This is a genomic window from Paenibacillus riograndensis SBR5 (assembly GCF_000981585.1).
Classification (GTDB): domain Bacteria; phylum Bacillota; class Bacilli; order Paenibacillales; family Paenibacillaceae; genus Paenibacillus_AQ; species Paenibacillus_AQ riograndensis.
In genome coordinates, this window is the sequence record NZ_LN831776.1 from 1,322,335 (window position 1) to 1,340,451 (window position 18,117).

Annotated in this window: 14 protein-coding genes, 1 pseudogene and 1 riboswitch; of the genes and pseudogenes, 9 read left to right on the forward strand and 6 right to left on the reverse strand. The window is 52.5% G+C overall.

All coding sequences use genetic code 11. The features are described 5' to 3' along the window. Window positions 1–68 precede the first annotated feature (68 nt). From PRIO_RS05720 to PRIO_RS05735, 4 genes are all read left to right on the forward strand, one after another. Window positions 69–716 (forward strand): nitroreductase family protein, encoded by a 648-nt coding sequence (locus PRIO_RS05720; RefSeq protein WP_020429719.1) that lies wholly within the window; start codon window positions 69–71, stop codon window positions 714–716. 232 nt (window positions 717–948) lie between these two features. Next, complete coding sequence (locus PRIO_RS05725) at window positions 949–1,650, forward strand: pirin family protein (protein WP_020429718.1); 702 nt, start codon at window positions 949–951, stop codon at window positions 1,648–1,650. Between the two features lie 33 nt (window positions 1,651–1,683). Then, entirely contained in the window at window positions 1,684–2,010 is a 327-nt protein-coding gene (locus PRIO_RS05730) for a hypothetical protein (protein ID WP_020429717.1), read from the forward strand. A gap of 186 nt (window positions 2,011–2,196) precedes the next feature. Beyond that, window positions 2,197–3,291, forward strand: coding sequence for a Leu/Phe/Val dehydrogenase (locus tag PRIO_RS05735; protein ID WP_020429715.1), 1,095 nt, complete (start codon window positions 2,197–2,199; stop codon window positions 3,289–3,291). 112 nt (window positions 3,292–3,403) lie between these two features. On the opposite strand, the gene PRIO_RS05740 is transcribed toward PRIO_RS05735, so the two are convergent. Then, a complete protein-coding gene (locus PRIO_RS05740) occupies window positions 3,404–4,126 on the reverse strand; it encodes a peptidylprolyl isomerase (RefSeq protein ID WP_039789472.1) in 723 nt (240 codons plus the stop codon). Between the two features lie 173 nt (window positions 4,127–4,299). Here PRIO_RS05740 and PRIO_RS05745 point away from each other — a divergent pair. After that, a pseudogene (locus PRIO_RS05745) lies at window positions 4,300–5,539 on the forward strand (MFS transporter). A gap of 30 nt (window positions 5,540–5,569) precedes the next feature. Here the strand turns inward: PRIO_RS05745 and PRIO_RS05750 are convergent. Both PRIO_RS05750 and PRIO_RS33720 read right to left on the reverse strand, forming a co-directional pair. Beyond that, on the reverse strand, window positions 5,570–6,901 hold the full coding sequence (locus PRIO_RS05750; protein ID WP_020429712.1) for a voltage-gated chloride channel family protein: 1,332 nt from the start codon (window positions 6,899–6,901) through the stop codon (window positions 5,570–5,572). Window positions 6,902–6,975: 74 nt separating this feature from the next. Beyond that, window positions 6,976–7,038, reverse strand: a riboswitch (Fluoride riboswitch). Window positions 7,039–7,092: 54 nt separating this feature from the next. Continuing rightward, window positions 7,093–7,695, reverse strand: a complete 603-nt coding sequence (locus tag PRIO_RS33720) for a hypothetical protein (protein ID WP_020429710.1) — start codon at window positions 7,693–7,695, stop codon at window positions 7,093–7,095. A gap of 263 nt (window positions 7,696–7,958) precedes the next feature. Here PRIO_RS33720 and PRIO_RS05760 point away from each other — a divergent pair, with 263 nt between their 5' ends. Together PRIO_RS05760 and PRIO_RS05765 are read left to right on the forward strand one after the other, a co-directional pair. Next, window positions 7,959–9,857, forward strand: a complete 1,899-nt coding sequence (locus PRIO_RS05760; protein ID WP_082118072.1) for a sensor histidine kinase — start codon at window positions 7,959–7,961, stop codon at window positions 9,855–9,857. Window positions 9,858–10,072: 215 nt separating this feature from the next. Continuing rightward, entirely contained in the window at window positions 10,073–11,881 is a 1,809-nt protein-coding gene (locus tag PRIO_RS05765; protein WP_231869822.1) for a sensor histidine kinase, read from the forward strand. Window positions 11,882–11,902: 21 nt separating this feature from the next. On the opposite strand, the gene PRIO_RS05770 is transcribed toward PRIO_RS05765, so the two are convergent. Together PRIO_RS05770 and PRIO_RS05775 are read right to left on the reverse strand one after the other, a co-directional pair. Then, on the reverse strand, window positions 11,903–12,151 hold the full coding sequence (locus PRIO_RS05770; protein WP_407944482.1) for an NHLP leader peptide family RiPP precursor: 249 nt from the start codon (window positions 12,149–12,151) through the stop codon (window positions 11,903–11,905). Between the two features lie 74 nt (window positions 12,152–12,225). Then, window positions 12,226–13,161, reverse strand: a complete 936-nt coding sequence (locus PRIO_RS05775; protein WP_141639135.1) for a hypothetical protein — start codon at window positions 13,159–13,161, stop codon at window positions 12,226–12,228. A gap of 128 nt (window positions 13,162–13,289) precedes the next feature. Between PRIO_RS05775 and PRIO_RS05780 the strand changes: the two genes are divergently transcribed. Then, window positions 13,290–13,604 (forward strand): hypothetical protein, encoded by a 315-nt coding sequence (locus PRIO_RS05780; RefSeq protein ID WP_020429700.1) that lies wholly within the window; start codon window positions 13,290–13,292, stop codon window positions 13,602–13,604. Between the two features lie 69 nt (window positions 13,605–13,673). Next, window positions 13,674–14,750 carry a Gfo/Idh/MocA family protein gene (locus PRIO_RS05785; RefSeq protein ID WP_046501397.1) on the forward strand — a complete coding sequence of 359 codons (1,077 nt, stop codon included), beginning with the start codon at window positions 13,674–13,676 and terminating at the stop codon, window positions 14,748–14,750. A 1,400-nt stretch (window positions 14,751–16,150) separates the two neighbouring features. Here PRIO_RS05785 and PRIO_RS05795 read toward each other — a convergent pair. After that, window positions 16,151–18,082, reverse strand: coding sequence for a beta-N-acetylhexosaminidase (locus PRIO_RS05795; protein WP_020426706.1), 1,932 nt, complete (start codon window positions 18,080–18,082; stop codon window positions 16,151–16,153). Between the last annotated feature and the right edge of the window lie 35 nt (window positions 18,083–18,117).

The following is an 18,117-nucleotide window of genomic DNA, read 5'->3' on the forward strand; positions in this document are numbered from 1 at the left end:
TACTGTGCCTATTAAGACACAGTTAAACTCAGATACCCAATTTGGATAGGGAAGAGGAGGATTAAGTTATGGCTTCAGAATTAAAAGTAGAACAGGAATTCAGCAAGGTGATCCGTGAACGGCGTTCGGTGCGGAAATATGATTCTTCCTGGAAAATTTCCGATGAGGAGATCAAGGAGATTCTTGCAGAGGCTATCCTCGCACCTTCTTCCTCCAATCTTCAGCCCTGGCGGTTCATCGTCATCACAGATCAGGAAATCAAGGCCAAGCTGCTTCCTATCGCGCACAACCAGGCACAGACCACCGAGTCCTCAGCAATGATTGCTGTACTTGGAGATACCGAAGCTTACAGCAATGCGGAGAAAATCTATGGTCATGCCAGCGCTACGGGACTTATGCCCGAGGATGTTGCTGCAGCCATGGCCAAACGCAGCCGCGAAGGCTACTCCAGTCTGCCGAAGGAGAAGCTGGAAGACATTGCCCTGGTTGACGGCGGACTGGTGTCCATGCAGCTGATGCTGGCAGCCAAAGCGAGAGGATATGACACCGTACCTATGGGCGGTTATGATGCTGCCGCGCTGAAGGAGCTGTTCCGGATCTCAGACCGTTACATCCCGGTAATGCTGATCGCGCTTGGCAAAGCTGCGGTCGAAGGACGGCCGACAAACCGCTTGCCGCTGGAGGCCGTTGTGCACTGGAACGGATTCCAGGCGTAAGCCGGACATCCGTGCACTTATACTAACTTTAACCTGCCGGTGTCCCTGTCCTGAAGAGGACGGCGATGCCGGCTGTTCATTGATAACAGGTACCTTCCTGAAGTTATGGAGGGTACCTGTTTCTTGTTGGCCGCAAGCTCAGCCCGGCATCGCTTATTTCTGGTTTTCGGCGCTTTCTGCTACACTAGGAACTAGCTGGATTGATTCATGAATTTTCTCAGGAGGGGATTACATGATACAAGTATACCCGGCGGAATCCGCCCATCACTTTGACCATGGCTGGCTGAAAGGGATGCACAGCTTTTCGTTCGGTGATTATTATGATCCTGCCAATACGGCCTTTGGGCCAATGCGTGTCTGCAATGATGATGTCATCGCTCCTGGAAGAGGTTTTGGTGCCCATCCGCACAGTGATATGGAGATTGTCTCCATCGTGCTGTCCGGCAGACTCCGGCATGAAGACAACCTTGGCAATGTGGCCGAAACGGCTTTTGGCGGCATCCAGCGGATGTCAGCAGGCACGGGAGCCATTCATACGGAGCATAATCCGTCGGAATCGGAACCGGTGCGGCTGCTGCAGCTGTGGTTCATGCCGCGCACCCGCGGCACGGCGCCTTCTTACGGTACAGGCAAATTTGATCCGGCGAAGCTTGAGGGGAGACTGCTGCCTGTAGTAGCGGCGGACGGCTCGGAAGAGGTTGTAGATATTGCTCAGGATATGACCATATACCTGGGCCGGATGAAAGCGGGAGAGCAGCTGAATTACCAGCAGCAGCCTGGACGGCGGATATTTGTCTACTTGATCGAGGGGCAGCTTGAGCTGAATGGGACACCGCTGCGCGACTCAGGTGACTCTGCACGGATCGAACAGGTTAGTGAACTGACCTTAGCTGCGGGTGAAGATGCTTTTGTAATGCTGATTGATTTGCCGTAATATCCGTATATTTGCACAAGGAGGGGAACCTGCATGGCACAGGAGAGAGTTCTGGTTAAACATTCCGTTACTGGGCGCATGCTCGTCAGCAGCACCGAAGGGGTATCCTACAGCTTTGACCAGCAGGGCAGCCTGACTCTGATCACACTATGCGGAGTGTCTGCCGGCACAGGGCAGGCGGTGGAGCGGTTGAAGGCCGAGCTGAATGTTTTCCGTTTCGAAGAGCCGGAGGATGGCCCGGTCATCAAGCATTGGTATTATGTTGGTGACAATCCCGTCAGCTACGACAGCTCTACCGGCTGCTTGAAGATAACAGTGCAATCGGAAATTGAATACCGTCCGGATCAGTACTGGGAATAAAGCTGACTCTATTTTCCGGCGCCCTTCAGCCTGACATTCGAGGTGAAGTCAATGTTGGATGTGAAGACGATTTGGGGATTATTATAGAATGAAAAGGACAAAATACCTTGACAATATTCTCTGGAAGTACTAGCTTTGCTATGAAACGTAACATGTAAAAAAGTACAGACAGGAGAAATGAGACCTATGGAATTGTTTGCAGCAATGGAGCGGGACGATTACGAGGAACTTTTGTTTTGTCAGGACAAGGCTTCAGGGCTAAAGGCCATCATCGCCATTCATGACACAACACTGGGTCCCGCACTGGGTGGAACAAGAATGTGGACCTATGCTTCGGAGGAGGACGCGATTGTAGATGCACTCCGGCTGTCTAAAGGTATGACCTACAAAAATGCTGTAGCCGGGCTCAATCTGGGCGGCGGCAAAACAGTGATTATCGGCGATCCCAAAAAAGATAAAAACGAGGCGATGTTCCGGGCCTTCGGCAGATACATACAAGGCTTGAACGGCCGCTACATTACAGCCGAGGATGTCGGCACCACAGAAGCGGACATGGATATCATTCATCAGGAAACGGATTATGTGACCGGGATCTCGGCGACTTACGGTTCTTCGGGCAATCCGTCTCCGGCCACAGCCTTTGGCGTATACCAAGGGATGAAAGCGGCGGCGAAGGCAGCATTTGGCAGCGATTCACTGGAAGGCAGAAGAGTGGCAGTACAAGGTGTCGGCAATGTATCCTTTACCCTGTGCAAGTACTTGCACGAGGAAGGTGCGCAGCTGATCGTAACGGACATCAATAAGGATGCCGTAAAGCGGGCGGTGGAAGCCTATGGAGCCACAGCGGTTGATCCTGCCGACATTATCTCTGTTAAAAGCGATATATATGCGCCCTGCGCGCTCGGCGCCACAATCAATGATGATTCGCTGCCGCTCCTTCAGGCAAAAGTTATCGCCGGCGCAGCCAACAACCAGCTGAAAGAACCGCGCCATGGCGATGCTCTGCATAAGATGGGGATTGTATATGCACCGGATTATGTTATTAATTCGGGCGGGGTAATCAATGTGGCTGATGAATTGAACGGCTACAATAAGGATCGGGCCTACAAGCAGATTGCCAAAATCTATGACAGCATCACCCGCATCCTGGAAATTTCCGCTACTAGCGGAATTCCCGCCTATGCTGCTGCGGATCATCTTGCCCAGGAGCGTATTTCCCTGCTGAAGAACAGCCGCAGCACCTTCCTGCGCGATGGACACCATGTTCTCAGCAGAAGATAAAGCTTAGGTTTGCGTATTGCCGGATACAGCAAAGGGCCTCTTCTCCACTCGGGAAAAGGGGCCCTTTGCTTTGTTGCGTTTAAGAGTGTCGGCAAGTAAGCAACCTAACCGGCTACTGTACCTTTTCCGGTTCCGGGTAAGTGACGCCTAGCGTATCGACGGTAACCTTCTTCATAACCGGAGGCTGATCCGGACGGTCTGAGCTGTCGCGCGGCAGGTTGACGATGGCATCTACCACATCCTGGCCTTCGGTAACCTTGCCGAAAGCGGCATATTGGCCGTCGAGGCTAGGATAAGCCGCAGCCATAATGAAGAACTGCGAGCCGCCGGAGTTCATATCCTGGCTTCTGGCCATGGACAGAACACCTTGTGTGTGCTGCAGGTTGTTGGTGAAGCCGTTCGCGGTGAACTCACCGGCGATGCTGTAGCCCGGTCCGCCCATGCCTGTGCCATCGGGATCGCCGCCTTGAATCATGAAGCCAGGAATGACACGGTGGAAGATCGTTCCGTCATAGAAGCCTTTTTGAATGAGAGAGATAAAATTATTGACGGTATTCGGAGCGACCTCAGGGTACAGCTCGGCCTTGATGATGCCGCCGTTGTCCATCTCTATAGTAACCACCGGATGACTGGCGGTTGCCGAAGGCAACCCTTCCGTAGCTGCGGCAGCGCTCTCCTGGGGAGCAGGACTTGCCGCATTGCCCGCCGCATTGCTGCTTCCGTTACCTGCCGCATTATTGTTGTTCGCGGGTTTGTTGCCGCAGCCTGCGGCAATGACCAGCAGGAAAGTCATCATCAGCAGCAAGATGACAGGTTTTTTTCTTGTACGCTTCACGTTCTCAATCGCTCCTTTGATCTTGAATATCAAATGCTCACACCTTCAATCATACCCTGTTTGTACCGCCCGTTGCAAAGCCCGCAGCGCCGCCCGGCATTGGCACATCCCCGAAAGAAGGTTAGAATGAAAAGATGATGCTTCCAAGAATACACAGAAGGGGCGTGTGCAGCATGCGTTTTTCATGGAAGCGGAACCTGATCGTGCTTTGGGTAGGGGTGTTCTTTTGCAGTACGGCATATTCGATCTCGATTCCGTTCCTCTCGATTTTTTTGAGTGACCAGCTTGGTGTTAAGAATCATTTGGAAATCTGGTCGGGGGTCAGCTTTGGCATTACCTTCCTGGCCAGTGCGCTGATATCGCCTTACTGGGGGTCGCTCGCCGACAAATACGGGCGCAAGCCCATGCTGATCCGGTCGGGCTTCAGCCTCGCGGCGCTCTATTTGATCAATTTTTTTGTACATGATCCATATGTTTTTATTATTGTGCGTATTTTTCAAGGTCTCCTGGCTGGTTTTGTGCCGGCAGCCATTGCTATGGTCGCCACCAACACACCGGAGGAGAAGACCGGTTATGCGCTCAGCATCATGTCTACGGCCGGGGCCACCGGGAGCATTATCGGCCCGCTGATCGGCGGTGTGGTCAGCTTTTATTCCAGCAACCGCAGCGCGTTTCTGTTCTCGGCGGTAATTGTGCTGGTATCCGCGCTGATCGCTACCTTTTTTGCCAAGGAGGAGAATTATGACCGTTCGGCGCCGAGATCGCATGTGCGTGATGATATCCGGGAAGCGGCAGCAAATCCGGCGTTTATGACGCTGCTGATGCTGGCGGGGCTGGCCACCTTTTCTGTAATGATATTGGAACCGCTGCTGCCAATTTATCTGCTCGATATGGGGATATCGCGGAACAGCGCTTCCCTAAGCTCGGGCATCGTTTTCTCCGCTGTGGGGATCGCCACGGTAATTATGGCTCCACAGTGGGGGAGGCTCGGCAGCCGCAAGGGCTTTGGCTTTATTTTGTTCATCGGCCTGGTCGGCGGGGGGATCGGAAATATTCTGCAGTATTTTGTATCGGGTTATGTAGAATTCGCTATCCTGCGTTTTGCTTACGGCTTGTTCTATGCCGGTGTGCTTCCGTCGGTAAATGCCATGATTGTGCAGGTCATTGATCCTGGCTTCCGCGGGCGGGCTTTCGGCCTAAATCAGGCGGCGACCCAGCTGGCAACCATGGCCGGGCCGATTATCGGCGGACTGCTCGGAGCTTTGCATTCCGATCCGCTGGGTATTTGTCATTAACGGAGGGATGCTACTTGTGGCGGCTGTACTGGTAAAAACCCGCAAGCTGGAGGCAAAAGTGGAAGCTGTGGAAGCTGCCCATGCCCCGGGGCAGACGGTAACCCTGGAAAACCCGTAAAAGAAACATGAAAGGCTGTCCGCTTGAAGGTTACTCTTCAGCGGACGTTTTTTTTGTTGTGCGCAGCTGCTTGGCGGTTCCCAGCGTGGTGCCTTCGGGAATCCGGACCCACTCACTCTTGGAAATTCCGATCTGCTGAGAGGTGTAGATGCCCGAATGACCGGAGAACAGGTAGCTTATCAGACAAGCGATGAACATATAGACGGCTCCGCCCGACCCGAACAGTTCAATGCCCATAAGGAAGCAGGCAACCGGCGTATTGGTAGCACCGCAGAAGACGGCGATGAAGCCCAGCGAAGCCAGAAACGGCGCATGAAGATGAAGAAAACTGGCCAGGCTGTTGCCCAGGGTTGCTCCGATGGCAAAGAGCGGAGTCACTTCTCCCCCCTGGAATCCGGTGCCCAGGGTGAATGAGGTGAAAATCAGCTTCCATAAGAATGCGAAGGGCGCCACATCGGTCTGAAAAGAGTCCTGAATCAGAGGGATGCCCAGACCGAGATAGTCCCGGGTGCCGGCAATATAGACCAGCGCAATTATAATGAAGCCGCCCAGCGCACTTTTGAGCATCGGATTCTTCACTAGCCGGGTAAAGGTTTTTTTCAGATAATGGGTAAGCTCACTGAAGAGGATACTGGCAAGCCCGAACAGCACAGAGGCCAGGATCACCTTTAGCAGTATGATGGCAGTTAGCGGAGGAAAAAGCTCCACATGATAATGGATGTGCTGGACCTTCCACAAACGGGTAGCCACAATATCCCCGATGAAGCTGGCTGTGAAACAGGGGAGCAGGGCCTTGTGGCTGATCAGGCCGATAGCCACAACCTCCAGGCCGAACAGGGTTCCGGCCAATGGTGTTCCAAAAATCGAGCCAAAGCCGCCGCTGATCCCGCACATAAGCAATATTTGCCGGTCAAGGGAATTGATGCGGATCAGCCTGCCGAATCCTTCCGCGAGGCTGCCTCCCATTTGCACAGCTGTTCCTTCCCGTCCTGCGGAGCCTCCGAATAGATGGGTAACGAGTGTTCCGAACAGCACCAGGGGAGCCATCCGCATCGGAATGGTTTCATTCCCCTGCTGAATCTGTTCCAGGATCAGATTATTCCCTTTGGCACTGTTCTTGCCGTAGCGCATGTACAGGAAGCTCACCAGCGCTCCGCCCAGCGGCAGCAAGTACAGCAGCCAGGCATGATTCAGCCGTACCTCTGTCACAGCATCCAGGCTTTTCAGAAAAATGGCCGAGGCCGAGCCCGAAAGAATACCGACGCACCCCCCCAGCACAATCCATTTGATGAAGGTGCCCCACAGCGCCAGAAAATGGCTCCTTTCCATAAGCTTCAGCCAATATGTATGTATTGCTCTCATCCTGCCAGCCTCCAATAGAATAATGCTGCTTCATTGATTCCCTAAAATCAAACAGACTCCTACCAGCAAAGTGACCGCTGGTAGGAGTCATTAGTCTCTAGGGACGGTTAATGGCGAACTCCATCGCCGTATTGAATTACAACCAATACTAAGGATATCATGCTAAAAAGTCAATGCGGAAATTAACAATGTTATTCTTCCTCACCGGTGGAGCCATTCAGCACATCCGTACCCGGCATGGCATCAATAGGCGGCGCGGCCGGATCGATGGCAGTTCCGGGCTGGAGCTCGTCGGCATCGGGCACATCCTCCAGCGGAAGCTCTTCTTGATCCACAAGCTCTTCATCCCCGGCGTAGTCAATGGCACCGCCGGCCAGTCCGGCCGCACCGGCAGCGAATATCGCATCGGACTCCAGCACTTCATCCCGTTCGGATGGCGGCGGGGAAGTCATGCTCCGCACTCTGTCGGCCCTGCGTCCAAGCGCCGGTTCAGGGGCATTCAGGCCGATATCGGCAGCGAGAATAGGATCGCCCGTCAAAGCCGGATCGGAGCCGTCATCTGCAACGCCATCCCAATCGACAGGCCTTTCGTGGGCCGGATCATGGCTGGCCAGTGCGGATTCCATAGGCCTTAAGTCCGCTCCGGCAGTTTCATCATCGGGGTTGTGCCGCGTGATCGTCCCCAGCGGCCGCAGCTCCTCCAGGGGAATGTCCTGCTCCGGGGAAACATCCCCCAGCTTGTTGTACCGCTCATATACAAAATCGGCTTCAGTTTTGTTGAATTCATTACCCATAGCCGCTCAACTCCTTTTGGCTTAATTGCTTCTTGATTGCTTATAGTAATTCTATACCCTAATCTCAGATGGCGAATCTGTAACCTTTAGGCGGCCTATTCTTAATATAATCATTCTGCAGGAGGATTAACCATAAACTGCGGTATAACGTCTTTTTTCGAGATGGTTTGCAAATATGGGCAGGTAAAATGCGAACGTTGTCGAAAATTTTAGAGGTTAGATGTACTACATAAATCCAACTATAGACTTACTGAGGTGCGATAATGAAGTTGCCATCAATGAAGGCGGCCGCAGCGATATTCATGCTGTTTCTGCTGATTTCCATAGTGCCTATCGGGATCGCAGTGCAATGGGGCGGCGGGGCAGGATTTTCTATACCGGACTGGGAAATGAAATGGGAGACTTCAGACGTATGCGATCCTGCGGCAGCAGCTGAAGCCCCTGACAGCGAATGGGTGCAAGCAGGCATGGATTCAGTGCGGCCTGCGGCTCCGGCAGATGCTTCGGCAGTCTGGTTCCGTTTTCCCCTCCCGTTAACGGAAGAGCGCAACCCGGCCCTGTTGATTAATAAAGTCACCGGACATAACCTCAGGGCCTATGCGGATCATAAGCTTATCTATGAGTCGCAGGATTTGATGAATTATGATGAAAGAAAAGTGCTGATCCCCTTGTCCGGGACGGAGGGGCATTCCTGGTTATATCTATGGAGCAGCGGAGGCGGACAGGGCTTTGGAATTGAAGGGGAAATCACGGCAGGAAACTACGGGAAACTGCTGGAGTTTTATGTAAAACAGAATTTGCCGGATATGGTGATTGGTGCGGCATTTCTATTTGTAGGTGCGGCACTTATGGGCTGTTTACTGTTTCTCAAGCTGGACTTTTTCAAAGGCGGTTTTTTCCTTGTCCTGGTTATAGTATCCTTCGGGGTTCTGTTTATCACCTATTCACCTTTTCTGCCAGTTATTTTGCACATCCCGGACCACTGGACCCAGATCGGCTTTGATCTGGCATTATTTACATTGCTGCCGTCGTTCACGATCTACTTTGAGCAGATTTTTGGCGCAGGCAAGCACAGGGTAATCACGAAGCTGCGTAAATTCCAACTGGGCTATTCGTTATTCTGTCTGGTATTTCTCATCGTGAACGCTATGTTGTCTTACCGCCTGGACGGGCTGTATAGAATCGCTACCGTTGACTTTCTGGGCCTTCTGATGATGGCGCAGTTCATCTATTTACTGTTCGTGACGCTCGGAGCTGCGTTCAAAGGCAATCGGGATGCCGTCATCTTTTCGGCCGGATTCTCTATATTTGCCTTATTGTCATTAACTGAGCTGATTCTCTACTACGCCAACAACAGCTACCACTTGCAGTGGTGGAAATGGGGAGTGATTGCGTTCGTGGCTTCGCTTATTCTCATTTTGGGCAGGAGATTTGCGGGCAATCATGAGCAGGTGCTCGAATATTCCCGTGATCTGGAGAAATTCAATGACGACCTGCAGCGTTCTGAGAAAATGGAGATCATCAGCGAGCTTGCTGCTTCGGTGGCCCATGAGGTGCGCAATCCCCTGCAGGTGACCCGCGGATTCCTGCAGATCCTGGGGGAACGCTCTGATAAGAAGGAGAAGGAATACCTGCAGATGGCTATGGAGGAGCTTGACAGAGCCTCGCTCATCATCACGGATTTTTTGACCTTTGCCAAGCCGGGGATGGATACGCTGGACAGATTTGAGGTGGAGGAGGAGCTGCGGCATGTCTCCGGCGTTCTGGTGCCGCTGGCTCATCTGCAAGGGGGGACCATTGAGCTTAACCTGGAGAGCGGGCTTCAGGTGCTCGGCAGCACCTCCAAGTTCAAACAGGCTTTTATCAATCTGATCAAAAACGCTATTGAATCCCTGGAGGAAGATGGACAAATAACGGTTGCCGCCTGGAGATCGGGAGAGCACATCATCATCAGTGTCCGGGATAACGGGGAAGGGATGAAGATGAGCGAGCTGGCGCATCTGGGCGAACCTTACTATTCGAATAAAAAGAAGGGAACAGGCCTTGGACTTATGGTTACGTTCCGGATTATTGAAGCAATGAACGGCTCCATTCAGTTTCAGAGCAGAAAGGGAGAAGGCACTGAGGTCATTGTGAAATTACCATCCGCCGCAAAAAAATAGGAATTATTTTGTTTAATACCGTTTTTTTGAAGGGATGCGCTGTGACTGGAGCGAAGTACTACTAACAACAGAGCTAAGCTTCTGAAATTTTCTGCTGAGGTGCTTGCATGCGCTTGTTCGCTAAAATTCTACATCTAACCATAGTTCTATTCGTACTTTGTACGGCCTGTGGCGCGTTCGAGGCCTCGGCAGCAGGCCGGCACGCCCCCCGGGAATTGACAAGCTGGCAGATGAGATGGGGAAGTCCGGACGGAGATACGGGGCAAGAGGTACCGCTTGGAGAGACTCAGGGCTGGATAAAGGTTGATGCCCGTCAGGGGACACCGGAGCTTCCCAAGGGAATATCCTCTGCATGGACGCGGATAACGCTGCCGGAGAGTCAATATACCTCGCCTGCGGTTTATATTAAGACGTTATATGCCCTGCATGTGAAGGTGTATGCGGGTGAACGTCTTATCTTTGAAGGCAGCCGCAGCTATATCCATGACAATTATTCATTGCTCATTCCGCTGAGTACCGAAGATCAGGGCACAACCCTATATATATGGACGGCAACCCTGCAGGACCGTATCGGGATTAAAGACAGAGTAGCCGTGGGCGAACACAGCAATCTGCTTAAGGATTATTCGAAAAATGGACTTGCCGATATCGTTTTGGGCGGAGCCTTTCTGTTCGTGGCTCTCGTTTTGTTCGTATGCACCTTTTACCTGAGCAAGGAGTATTTCTCCATTGCGACCGCACTGTCCCTGGTGATAGCCTCCACGGGAGTCCTGTCCATCACCTATTCTCCTTTTACGTACACCTTCTTCAGTTATTTGGGTCCGCTTAGCGTCGTTTTTTTCGATCTGGCGCTGCTGTCGCTGCTCCCCGCATTAACCTTTTTGTTTGAGAAAATATTCGGCAGCGGCAAGTTCGCCATCATCCGGCGCTTCCGTAAATTCCAGGTAGCCTATTCATTGTTCTGCATAGCCTGTCTGATCGTGAACACCCTCTCAGGCAACCGGCTGGTGGAATTTTATTATGTCGTGTCCGCCACCATTGTCGGAGTCATTATGATTCTGCAATTCATCCTGCTGATTGCCTGTGTTATCCTCTTCTCGCTGCGTGGGAACAAGGATGCAATCACCTTTGCCATCGGTTTCGGAACTGCAGCTTTGACCGGAGCGGTTGAACTGGCCTGGTATTATTACCGCCAGGGCAATTATGATCTCATCTATTGGAAGTGGGCGCTGGTGGTGTTCATTCTGTCCTTGATCATCATACTGGGACGCCGTCTTGCCCATAACCATCAGCAGGTTGTCAAGTATTCACGGGAACTGGAGCTCTTCAATAACGAACTGCAGCGTTCCGAAAAAATGGAAATCATCAGCGAGCTGGCCGCATCTGTTGCGCATGAGGTGCGCAATCCGCTTCAGGTGACAAGAGGGTTTCTGCAGCTGTTAAGCGAGAAGTCGAGCGGCGATGAGCGTAAATATTTGTCCATGGCCTTAAGCGAGCTGGACCGCGCATCCAATATCATTACGGATTTTCTTACGTTCGCCAAACCTGAGTTCGAGAAGATCTCTCAGCTGAGCGTTCTGGATGAATGCAAGCATATCGAGAGCATTATGCTCCCGCTGTGCCACTTGAACGGAGGCAAAATGGTGCTCGAGGTCACCGGGGATTTATGGGTAAAGGGCAATTCCTCCAAATTCAAGCAGGCTTTTATCAATATGATCAAGAACAGTATTGAGTCGCTCGGGGAGGATGGCAGCATTCATATTAAGGCATATGCCAAAGGAGATAAGGTGTTCATTCATATCAAGGATAACGGGGCGGGTATGGACCCGGCAGTTCTGAGCAGGCTGGGTGAGCCTTATTTCTCTTCCAACAAAACAAAAGGTACAGGCCTTGGGCTGATGGTTACGTTCAGGATCATAGAGGCGATGGGGGGAGAGGTCCGCTTCATAAGCAGCAAAGGAGCCGGAACCGAGTCCATTACCATTCTGCCGTTGGCAGAAGCTCCGGAGGGTTCTGGCTCCTAACGGGACAAAGCCTTATAGATTTTACCAGGTGCTGAGTGTGGTTAAGTCTGTCTTCATTACGCCTGATGCCGGACTGGGCGGGATAACCAGATAGAACTCATTGGACGCTTCTTCAACAGTTCTGAGGGTAATATTGTCGGGAAGTTCAATGCCTAGCGCTTCTTGGAGGGCTGCCTTCGGATCTGTGAGTAATCTTTGCTTGAACCCCGGATCTTCCCATGCCTTTTGAATTACTTGATTTCGGAGAATTGCTTCTGACAAAATAATCACCCTTCCCAAAATGGTTATATTTTCCTGATTAGTATAGCATAGCCCACTCTATTATTCTATATCCTATTTCCTATTTACAGATTCATATGTTTGGACAACCAGTAACCCAGACCCCCGCCTTGCAAAAGCTGTTTTTCCGCTTCGATTGCTGCTGCCATCTGCTGCAGATTCCCGGCCATAAACTGATGGAAAGCGATGAGATGAGGGGCGTTCAGGCGGCAGTTTTCAAGCTTTTTGTGATTATCCAACGCCGTACCGGCATACGCAGCAAGCCCCCCTTTTGTAAAGATATAATCCTTGACCTGTGCTTTGGTAAGCGCAACCTGATCTATGCCTGTGTGGTGTCCGGCCAGGGACAGCAGGCAATTGTAGCTTCCTTCAGCAAGATCTTGCTCCCAATCCTCGTAGTCGTCCAGCATTTGCAGGGTAAGCAGTACGGTATGGAGAATATCTTCCGCTTCCGGAATCAGAGAAGCATTGCCGGTATGCAGCAGAATAGCTGTACTGGTAAGCTTCAGCGGACTGGCTTTGTGGGAGATTTTCAGCCGGTCATTCCTAAAATAATCTCCATGCGCCTCACCGGCCACACTCTCCGCCCACTCCAGAATATAGCGGTTAAAGCAGAGCCAGAAAAGGGACTCCGGCGGAAACAGCGGCCTGTACTTGTTCAGGAACTCAACATACAGCAGATTGGCCAGCGGCAGCATCCGGGATGCGCTGTTATCACTGTCCATCAGATCATCCTGAATGAAGAAATACAGCATGCAAAAAATATTGCCGGCCGACAGCCCGCGGGCTTCAGCCTCTGTCAGGCCGTAACCGTCCCTGAGCCAGAAGGGGAGCAGATAACTGATATAATTTTTGTGGCTTCCTGTGCTGAAAACGTTAAACTGTTCGAGATAGGCCATTCCTTGAATGCGGAGAGAATCAGGAAATCCGGAAATCACACTGCTGCAGTCCTGAAATACCAAACGGAGCTCTTTGTCGTAATCATGCAGCCAATCCATCATTTTGCCTCCTGTTTTCAATTTTTTTGATGCAGAGAGATATGTATTAGAATTAGGTAAATAATGGTTATCCGTGATGATTATAAGCTTCCTGGTCGTTGATTTCAATCTTAATTCGGGGGAGATTCGATATGGAATGGTATACTTTTGGACAAATGCTGATGCATATCCGTCTAGGCCAAAAAGCTGCCACACCTGACGGGCGCACAGTGCTGCGCACCTCTGCCGGATTACTCTGGCAAGGGGGCAGGCTGGACGGTGACTTTGTGCAAATTAAAGGTTATCTCTTCTCCGATATATGGCGGATTTTCGAGGATGAAGCGAGCCTGAAAGAAAGCCGTGGCCGGGATATTCATGAGCAAAAGGAACGTGAAATGCTGGCGAATCAATATGAAGAGCAGCGCTGGAATGAGCTGGAGATTCGGAAAGCCCGGAGGGAAGACTGATTCTACACCTGGGACGAGCGCGGGAGAGGGTGCTGGAAGGGTAAGACTTATAGAGGAGGGGTCATCGGTATGGAGAAGATTATTTTTGGACTGGTGGGCGGAGGCTGGCGGGCGGAGTTTTATCTGCGGATTGCGAGAGAGCTTCCGGAGCAATTTGCCGTTGGCGCCATGTTCGTCCGCAATAAGGACAAGGCTGAAGCATTGAGCAGAACCTGGGGAGTGCGGGTGTATACATCGATCGGGGATTTTATATCGGCAGCATCCTATTCCTTTGCAGTAATAAGCTTGAAAAAGGATATCAGCACAGCATATGTGATCAGACTGGCCGAAGCCGGAATCCCGGTGCTGGCGGAAACGCCTCCCGCCCCGGATCTGGCCCGGCTGAAGGAGCTGTGGAACCGTGTGGGCGGTTCGGCGACGATCCAGATTGCCGAGCAGTACATGTTTCAGCCGATGCATGCGGCAAGGATTGCGCTTGCTGACTCGGGCAGGCTTGGAACTGTCAGCCAGGCGCAGATATCGGCTGCGCACGGCTACCACGGCATCAGTCTGATCCGCCGGCTGCTTGGCACCGGCTTCGGCAATGTCAGCATCCGTGCGCAGCAGTTCCGTTCAGCGATTATTGAAGGACCGCAGCGCAGCGGCCCCCCTTCCGCTGAAGCAAGGGTGCAGAGTGTCCAGACATTGGCTGTGCTGGACTTTGGTGATAAGCTGGGTGTATTCGATTTCACCGGCGACCAGTATTTTTCGTGGATTCGCGGCAGCCGGATTCTCGTGCGCGGGGACCGGGGAGAACTGATGAACGATGATGTCTCCTGGCTGCAGGCCTATGATACACCGCTATATGGCAAGCTGCGCCGGATCGACGCCGGTCATGGCGGAAATCTGGAGGGCTTTTACCTCAAGGGGATCATGATGGACGGAGAGTGGTTATACCGGAATCCCTACGCACCAGCACGGCTCTCGGAGGATGAAATCGCGGTCGCGGAGAGCCTGGTCCGGATGCAGCGGCATGTCGGGGGCGGGCCATCCTTTTACAGCCTGGCCGAAGGCAGCCAGGACCAGTATTTGGCGCTGCTGCTGGAGCAGGCCGCAGAGAGCGGCGAAACCGTAGTTTCGCAGCGCCAGCCTTGGGCAGCGGAGTAAGCCTGCGGGCGCCGTGCGGGGAGAAACAACGGCAGGAATGCCGTTGTTGGGGCGCTGGTGGCGGGGGCAGGGAGAAACAACGGTAGGAATGCCGTTGCAGGGGCGCTGGTGGCGGGGGCAGGGAGAAACAACAGCAGGAATGCCGTTGCTGGGGCTCCGGTGGCGGGGGCAGGGAGAAACAACAGCAGGAATGCCGTTGCTGGGGCTCCAGTGGCGACCTCGGGGTTTTGGCTGATCTTACTGTATGCCCCTCATTTCAGCCGGAGATCCATTTGCGGCGAAATGAGAGGTACTTATACCTCACATTTGCGCGATTGGCCAGTGTGGGGAGAAATGAGAGGTGCTTATACCTCAGATTTGAGCGATTGGTCAGTGTGGGGAGAAAAGAGAGGTATTTATACCTCGGATTTGCGCGATTGGCCAGTTTGGTGAGAAATGAAAGGTACTTATACCTCAGATTTGCCTGATTGGCCAGTGTGGGGAGAAATAAGAGGTATATATACCTCACATTTGAGCGATTGGCCAGTGTGGGGAGAAATGAGAGGTACTTATACCTCACATTTGCGCGATTGGCCAGTTTGATGAGAAATAAGAGGTACTTATACCTCAGATTTGAGCGATTGGCCAGTGTGGGGAGAAATGAGAGGCACTTATACCTCACATTTGCGCGATTGGTCAGTTTGGTGAGAAATGAGAGGTATTTATACCTCACATTTGCGCGATTGGCCAGTGTGGGGAGAAATGAGAGGTATTTATACCCCACATTTTCCTGATTGGCCAGTGTGGGGAGAAATGAGAGGTACTTATACCTCACATTTGCGCGATTGGCCAGTGTGGGGAGAAATGAGAGGCACTTATACCTCACATTTGCGCGATTGGCCAGTGTGGGGAGAAATGAGAGGTACTTATACCTCACATTTTCCTGATTGGCCAGTGTGGGGAGAAATGAGAGGTACTTATACCTCACATTTGCGCGATTGGCCAGTGTGGGGAGAAATGAGAGGTACTTATACCTCAGATTTGCGCGATTGGTCAGTTTGGTGAGAAATGAAAGGTACTTATACCTCAGATTTGCGCGATTGGTCAGTTTGGTGAGAAATGAGAGGTACTTATACCTCACATTTGCGCGATTGGTCAGCACACTGTGATAGTAAGCGGAGTTCTACAAGAAACTCGATTTTTGACAGTTCAGGCTTCAGAATAAGGGGGGCCTAATCGAAGAGCGCCGGCGGAGGCAACGGGATGAAACAACGGCAGAAATGCCGTTGTTAGGGCGCCCCGGAGGCAACGGGATGAAACAACGGCAAAAATGCCGTTGTTAGGGCGCCGGCGGAGGCAACGTGTAAAAGGCAGCCGCTCCGCAGAATACCTGCGGAACGGCTGCCTTAATGCCCTTGCTGCTATAACGCCGCTGAACCAGTCAGCTCGGCTGCCAGCCGGGTGTACTCGGCGCGCAGCCGGACCAGCTTCGAGACACTCTGTTCCAAGCCGCCGGGACGGTTGCGCTGAAGCCATAGCTGGCGGTAGTGATGGAGCAGAATGTCCAGGTCCTTGATCTGGCGGTGGATCAACTCAGGCTGAAGTGTGCCGGGCCCGTCAGCCAGCTGCTTTTTGATCCGGGCCAGCTGCACGGCATGCTTCACAAAATGAATGCCGTTCCGGAGCTCTGCCACAACAAGTCCGGCATCGGCGCATTCCAGCTCCGGCTGGTCAAGCCGGGCTTCGATCTCCGCCAAATACTGCTCCAGTTGCTCGAAATGCTCAACCGTAAGCTTGCCGACAAGCTGCACCTGCTGCAGCGGAGTACGCAGCAGCATGGACATTTCCGTATCATTCGGACGGACTATGCCGGACTCCAACTTATAGTAGTTGCCAAGATCCAGCAGCAGCTGTCCGATTTTGCCTGCACGGTCATGGAAAACGGATGTGTTCAGGTAAGCGGCGACATCTGCCTCCAGATTGTTCTCCACATTCCATGCGACCGCTGCACCGTAGGCGAATCCGGCATAGCTGATGGGCAGGTGCTGCCAGTGGCCGAAATCGCCCCAGTCGGTAATTAGGTAGCCGATGGCGCCGTTGTTTTTGCCGTGGATTGCCGCACTGCGCAGATTGGCCATCATGTTGTCGCTGCGGCCTGTCAGGGAGTTCCAGGAGCTGGTTCCCGGACAGACGTAGAAAGGAATCCCCGCTTCGCGGAATTTCAGTGTATCCGCTTCGAACGGATGGGCTGCGCTGTAGCCCCATTCCATGGCAACGATATCTTTGGGGAGCCGGGGAATGAGCTCAGGATGCTGGATGATGATATCGCCCCAGAACTGCATGGTTTTACCGCGCTCCAGGACCAGCCCATGAATTTTCTGCAGAAAAGACAAATACAGCTGGCCTTTGCCATCGGCGTCTGCCGCGGCTTTGTTTTTGCCGAGTCCCAGCTCATAGGTTTCGTCACAGCCTACATTAAAGTATTTTGACGTGAAGTAGGGAAGAAGGTCATCGTACATGGTGGCGAGCAGCTGCAGCACTTCAGGGTTTTCGGTATGGAAGGTTCCCGGGTGCATGAACAATCCTTCCGGATACATATCGCTGTCGTACATATTCTCAGGAAGCATGAAGCCTTCCGGAATCTCAGCGAGGGCATTGAACTCCGGACGGGTCAGCCATCCTTCCATATGCCCGAAGCTGTTTTGGTTCGGAACAAGCTCGATATAACGTTCCTGGCAGTAGGCATCAAGCTGCAGAATTTCCTCCCCGGTTATCGGGGTTTCAAGCTCCCAGACCTGGGGAAAGGATTCATAGGCAAAGGGAGAACCTTCTATATATAATTGCAGCTGGTTCAGCTTAAGATCAGCCATGAAATCAACGATCCGGAACAGGGTTTCGAGCTTGGGGATTTTATTGCGGCTGATGTCGATCATCAGTCCTCTGGCCGCAAAGTCCGGCTGGTCGCTGATATGCACAAACGGAAGGCTCCTGCCGCATTGCTGCAGAATTTGTTTCAGTGTGGCAGCCGCATAGTAAGCCCCTTCGGGTGAACCGTAATTTACTGCGATTCCGTTCTCATCCACATGGATTTCATAGCCCTGGGCAGGCAGCAATGGACTATAACTAAAGTGGTAGACGGAACGGACAGCCGGGCGTGTGCCTACAGACAGGGATAGGTTCAGTTGAAGGACCTGAGACAGGGTGAGCTGGAGCCTGCGCGCAGCAGGAAGAGCGGCGCGGTCCGCTTCTCCCGCAAGAACGATGCTTCCTTGCGCGGGAAGATGGAACCGGCCGTCAGAACATTCCAAGACCTTTGGCACCGGAAACAGCTGCAAATAATGGTTTTCAGACATAGCGTGGACACCTCTTGTTCATGTAGAATATGATC

Coding starts and splice junctions, on each gene's coding strand:
- PRIO_RS05720 (WP_020429719.1), top strand. CDS start 69: ATGGCTTCAGAATTAAAAGTAGAACAGGAATTCAGCAAGGTGATCCGT.
- PRIO_RS05725 (WP_020429718.1), top strand. CDS start 949: ATGATACAAGTATACCCGGCGGAATCCGCCCATCACTTTGACCATGGC.
- PRIO_RS05730 (WP_020429717.1), top strand. CDS start 1,684: ATGGCACAGGAGAGAGTTCTGGTTAAACATTCCGTTACTGGGCGCATG.
- PRIO_RS05735 (WP_020429715.1), top strand. CDS start 2,197: ATGGAATTGTTTGCAGCAATGGAGCGGGACGATTACGAGGAACTTTTG.
- PRIO_RS05750 (WP_020429712.1), bottom strand. CDS start 6,901: ATGAGAGCAATACATACATATTGGCTGAAGCTTATGGAAAGGAGCCAT.
- PRIO_RS33720 (WP_020429710.1), bottom strand. CDS start 7,695: ATGGGTAATGAATTCAACAAAACTGAAGCCGATTTTGTATATGAGCGG.
- PRIO_RS05760 (WP_082118072.1), top strand. CDS start 7,959: ATGAAGTTGCCATCAATGAAGGCGGCCGCAGCGATATTCATGCTGTTT.
- PRIO_RS05775 (WP_141639135.1), bottom strand. CDS start 13,161: ATGATGGATTGGCTGCATGATTACGACAAAGAGCTCCGTTTGGTATTT.
- PRIO_RS05780 (WP_020429700.1), top strand. CDS start 13,290: ATGGAATGGTATACTTTTGGACAAATGCTGATGCATATCCGTCTAGGC.
- PRIO_RS05785 (WP_046501397.1), top strand. CDS start 13,674: ATGGAGAAGATTATTTTTGGACTGGTGGGCGGAGGCTGGCGGGCGGAG.
- PRIO_RS05795 (WP_020426706.1), bottom strand. CDS start 18,082: ATGTCTGAAAACCATTATTTGCAGCTGTTTCCGGTGCCAAAGGTCTTG.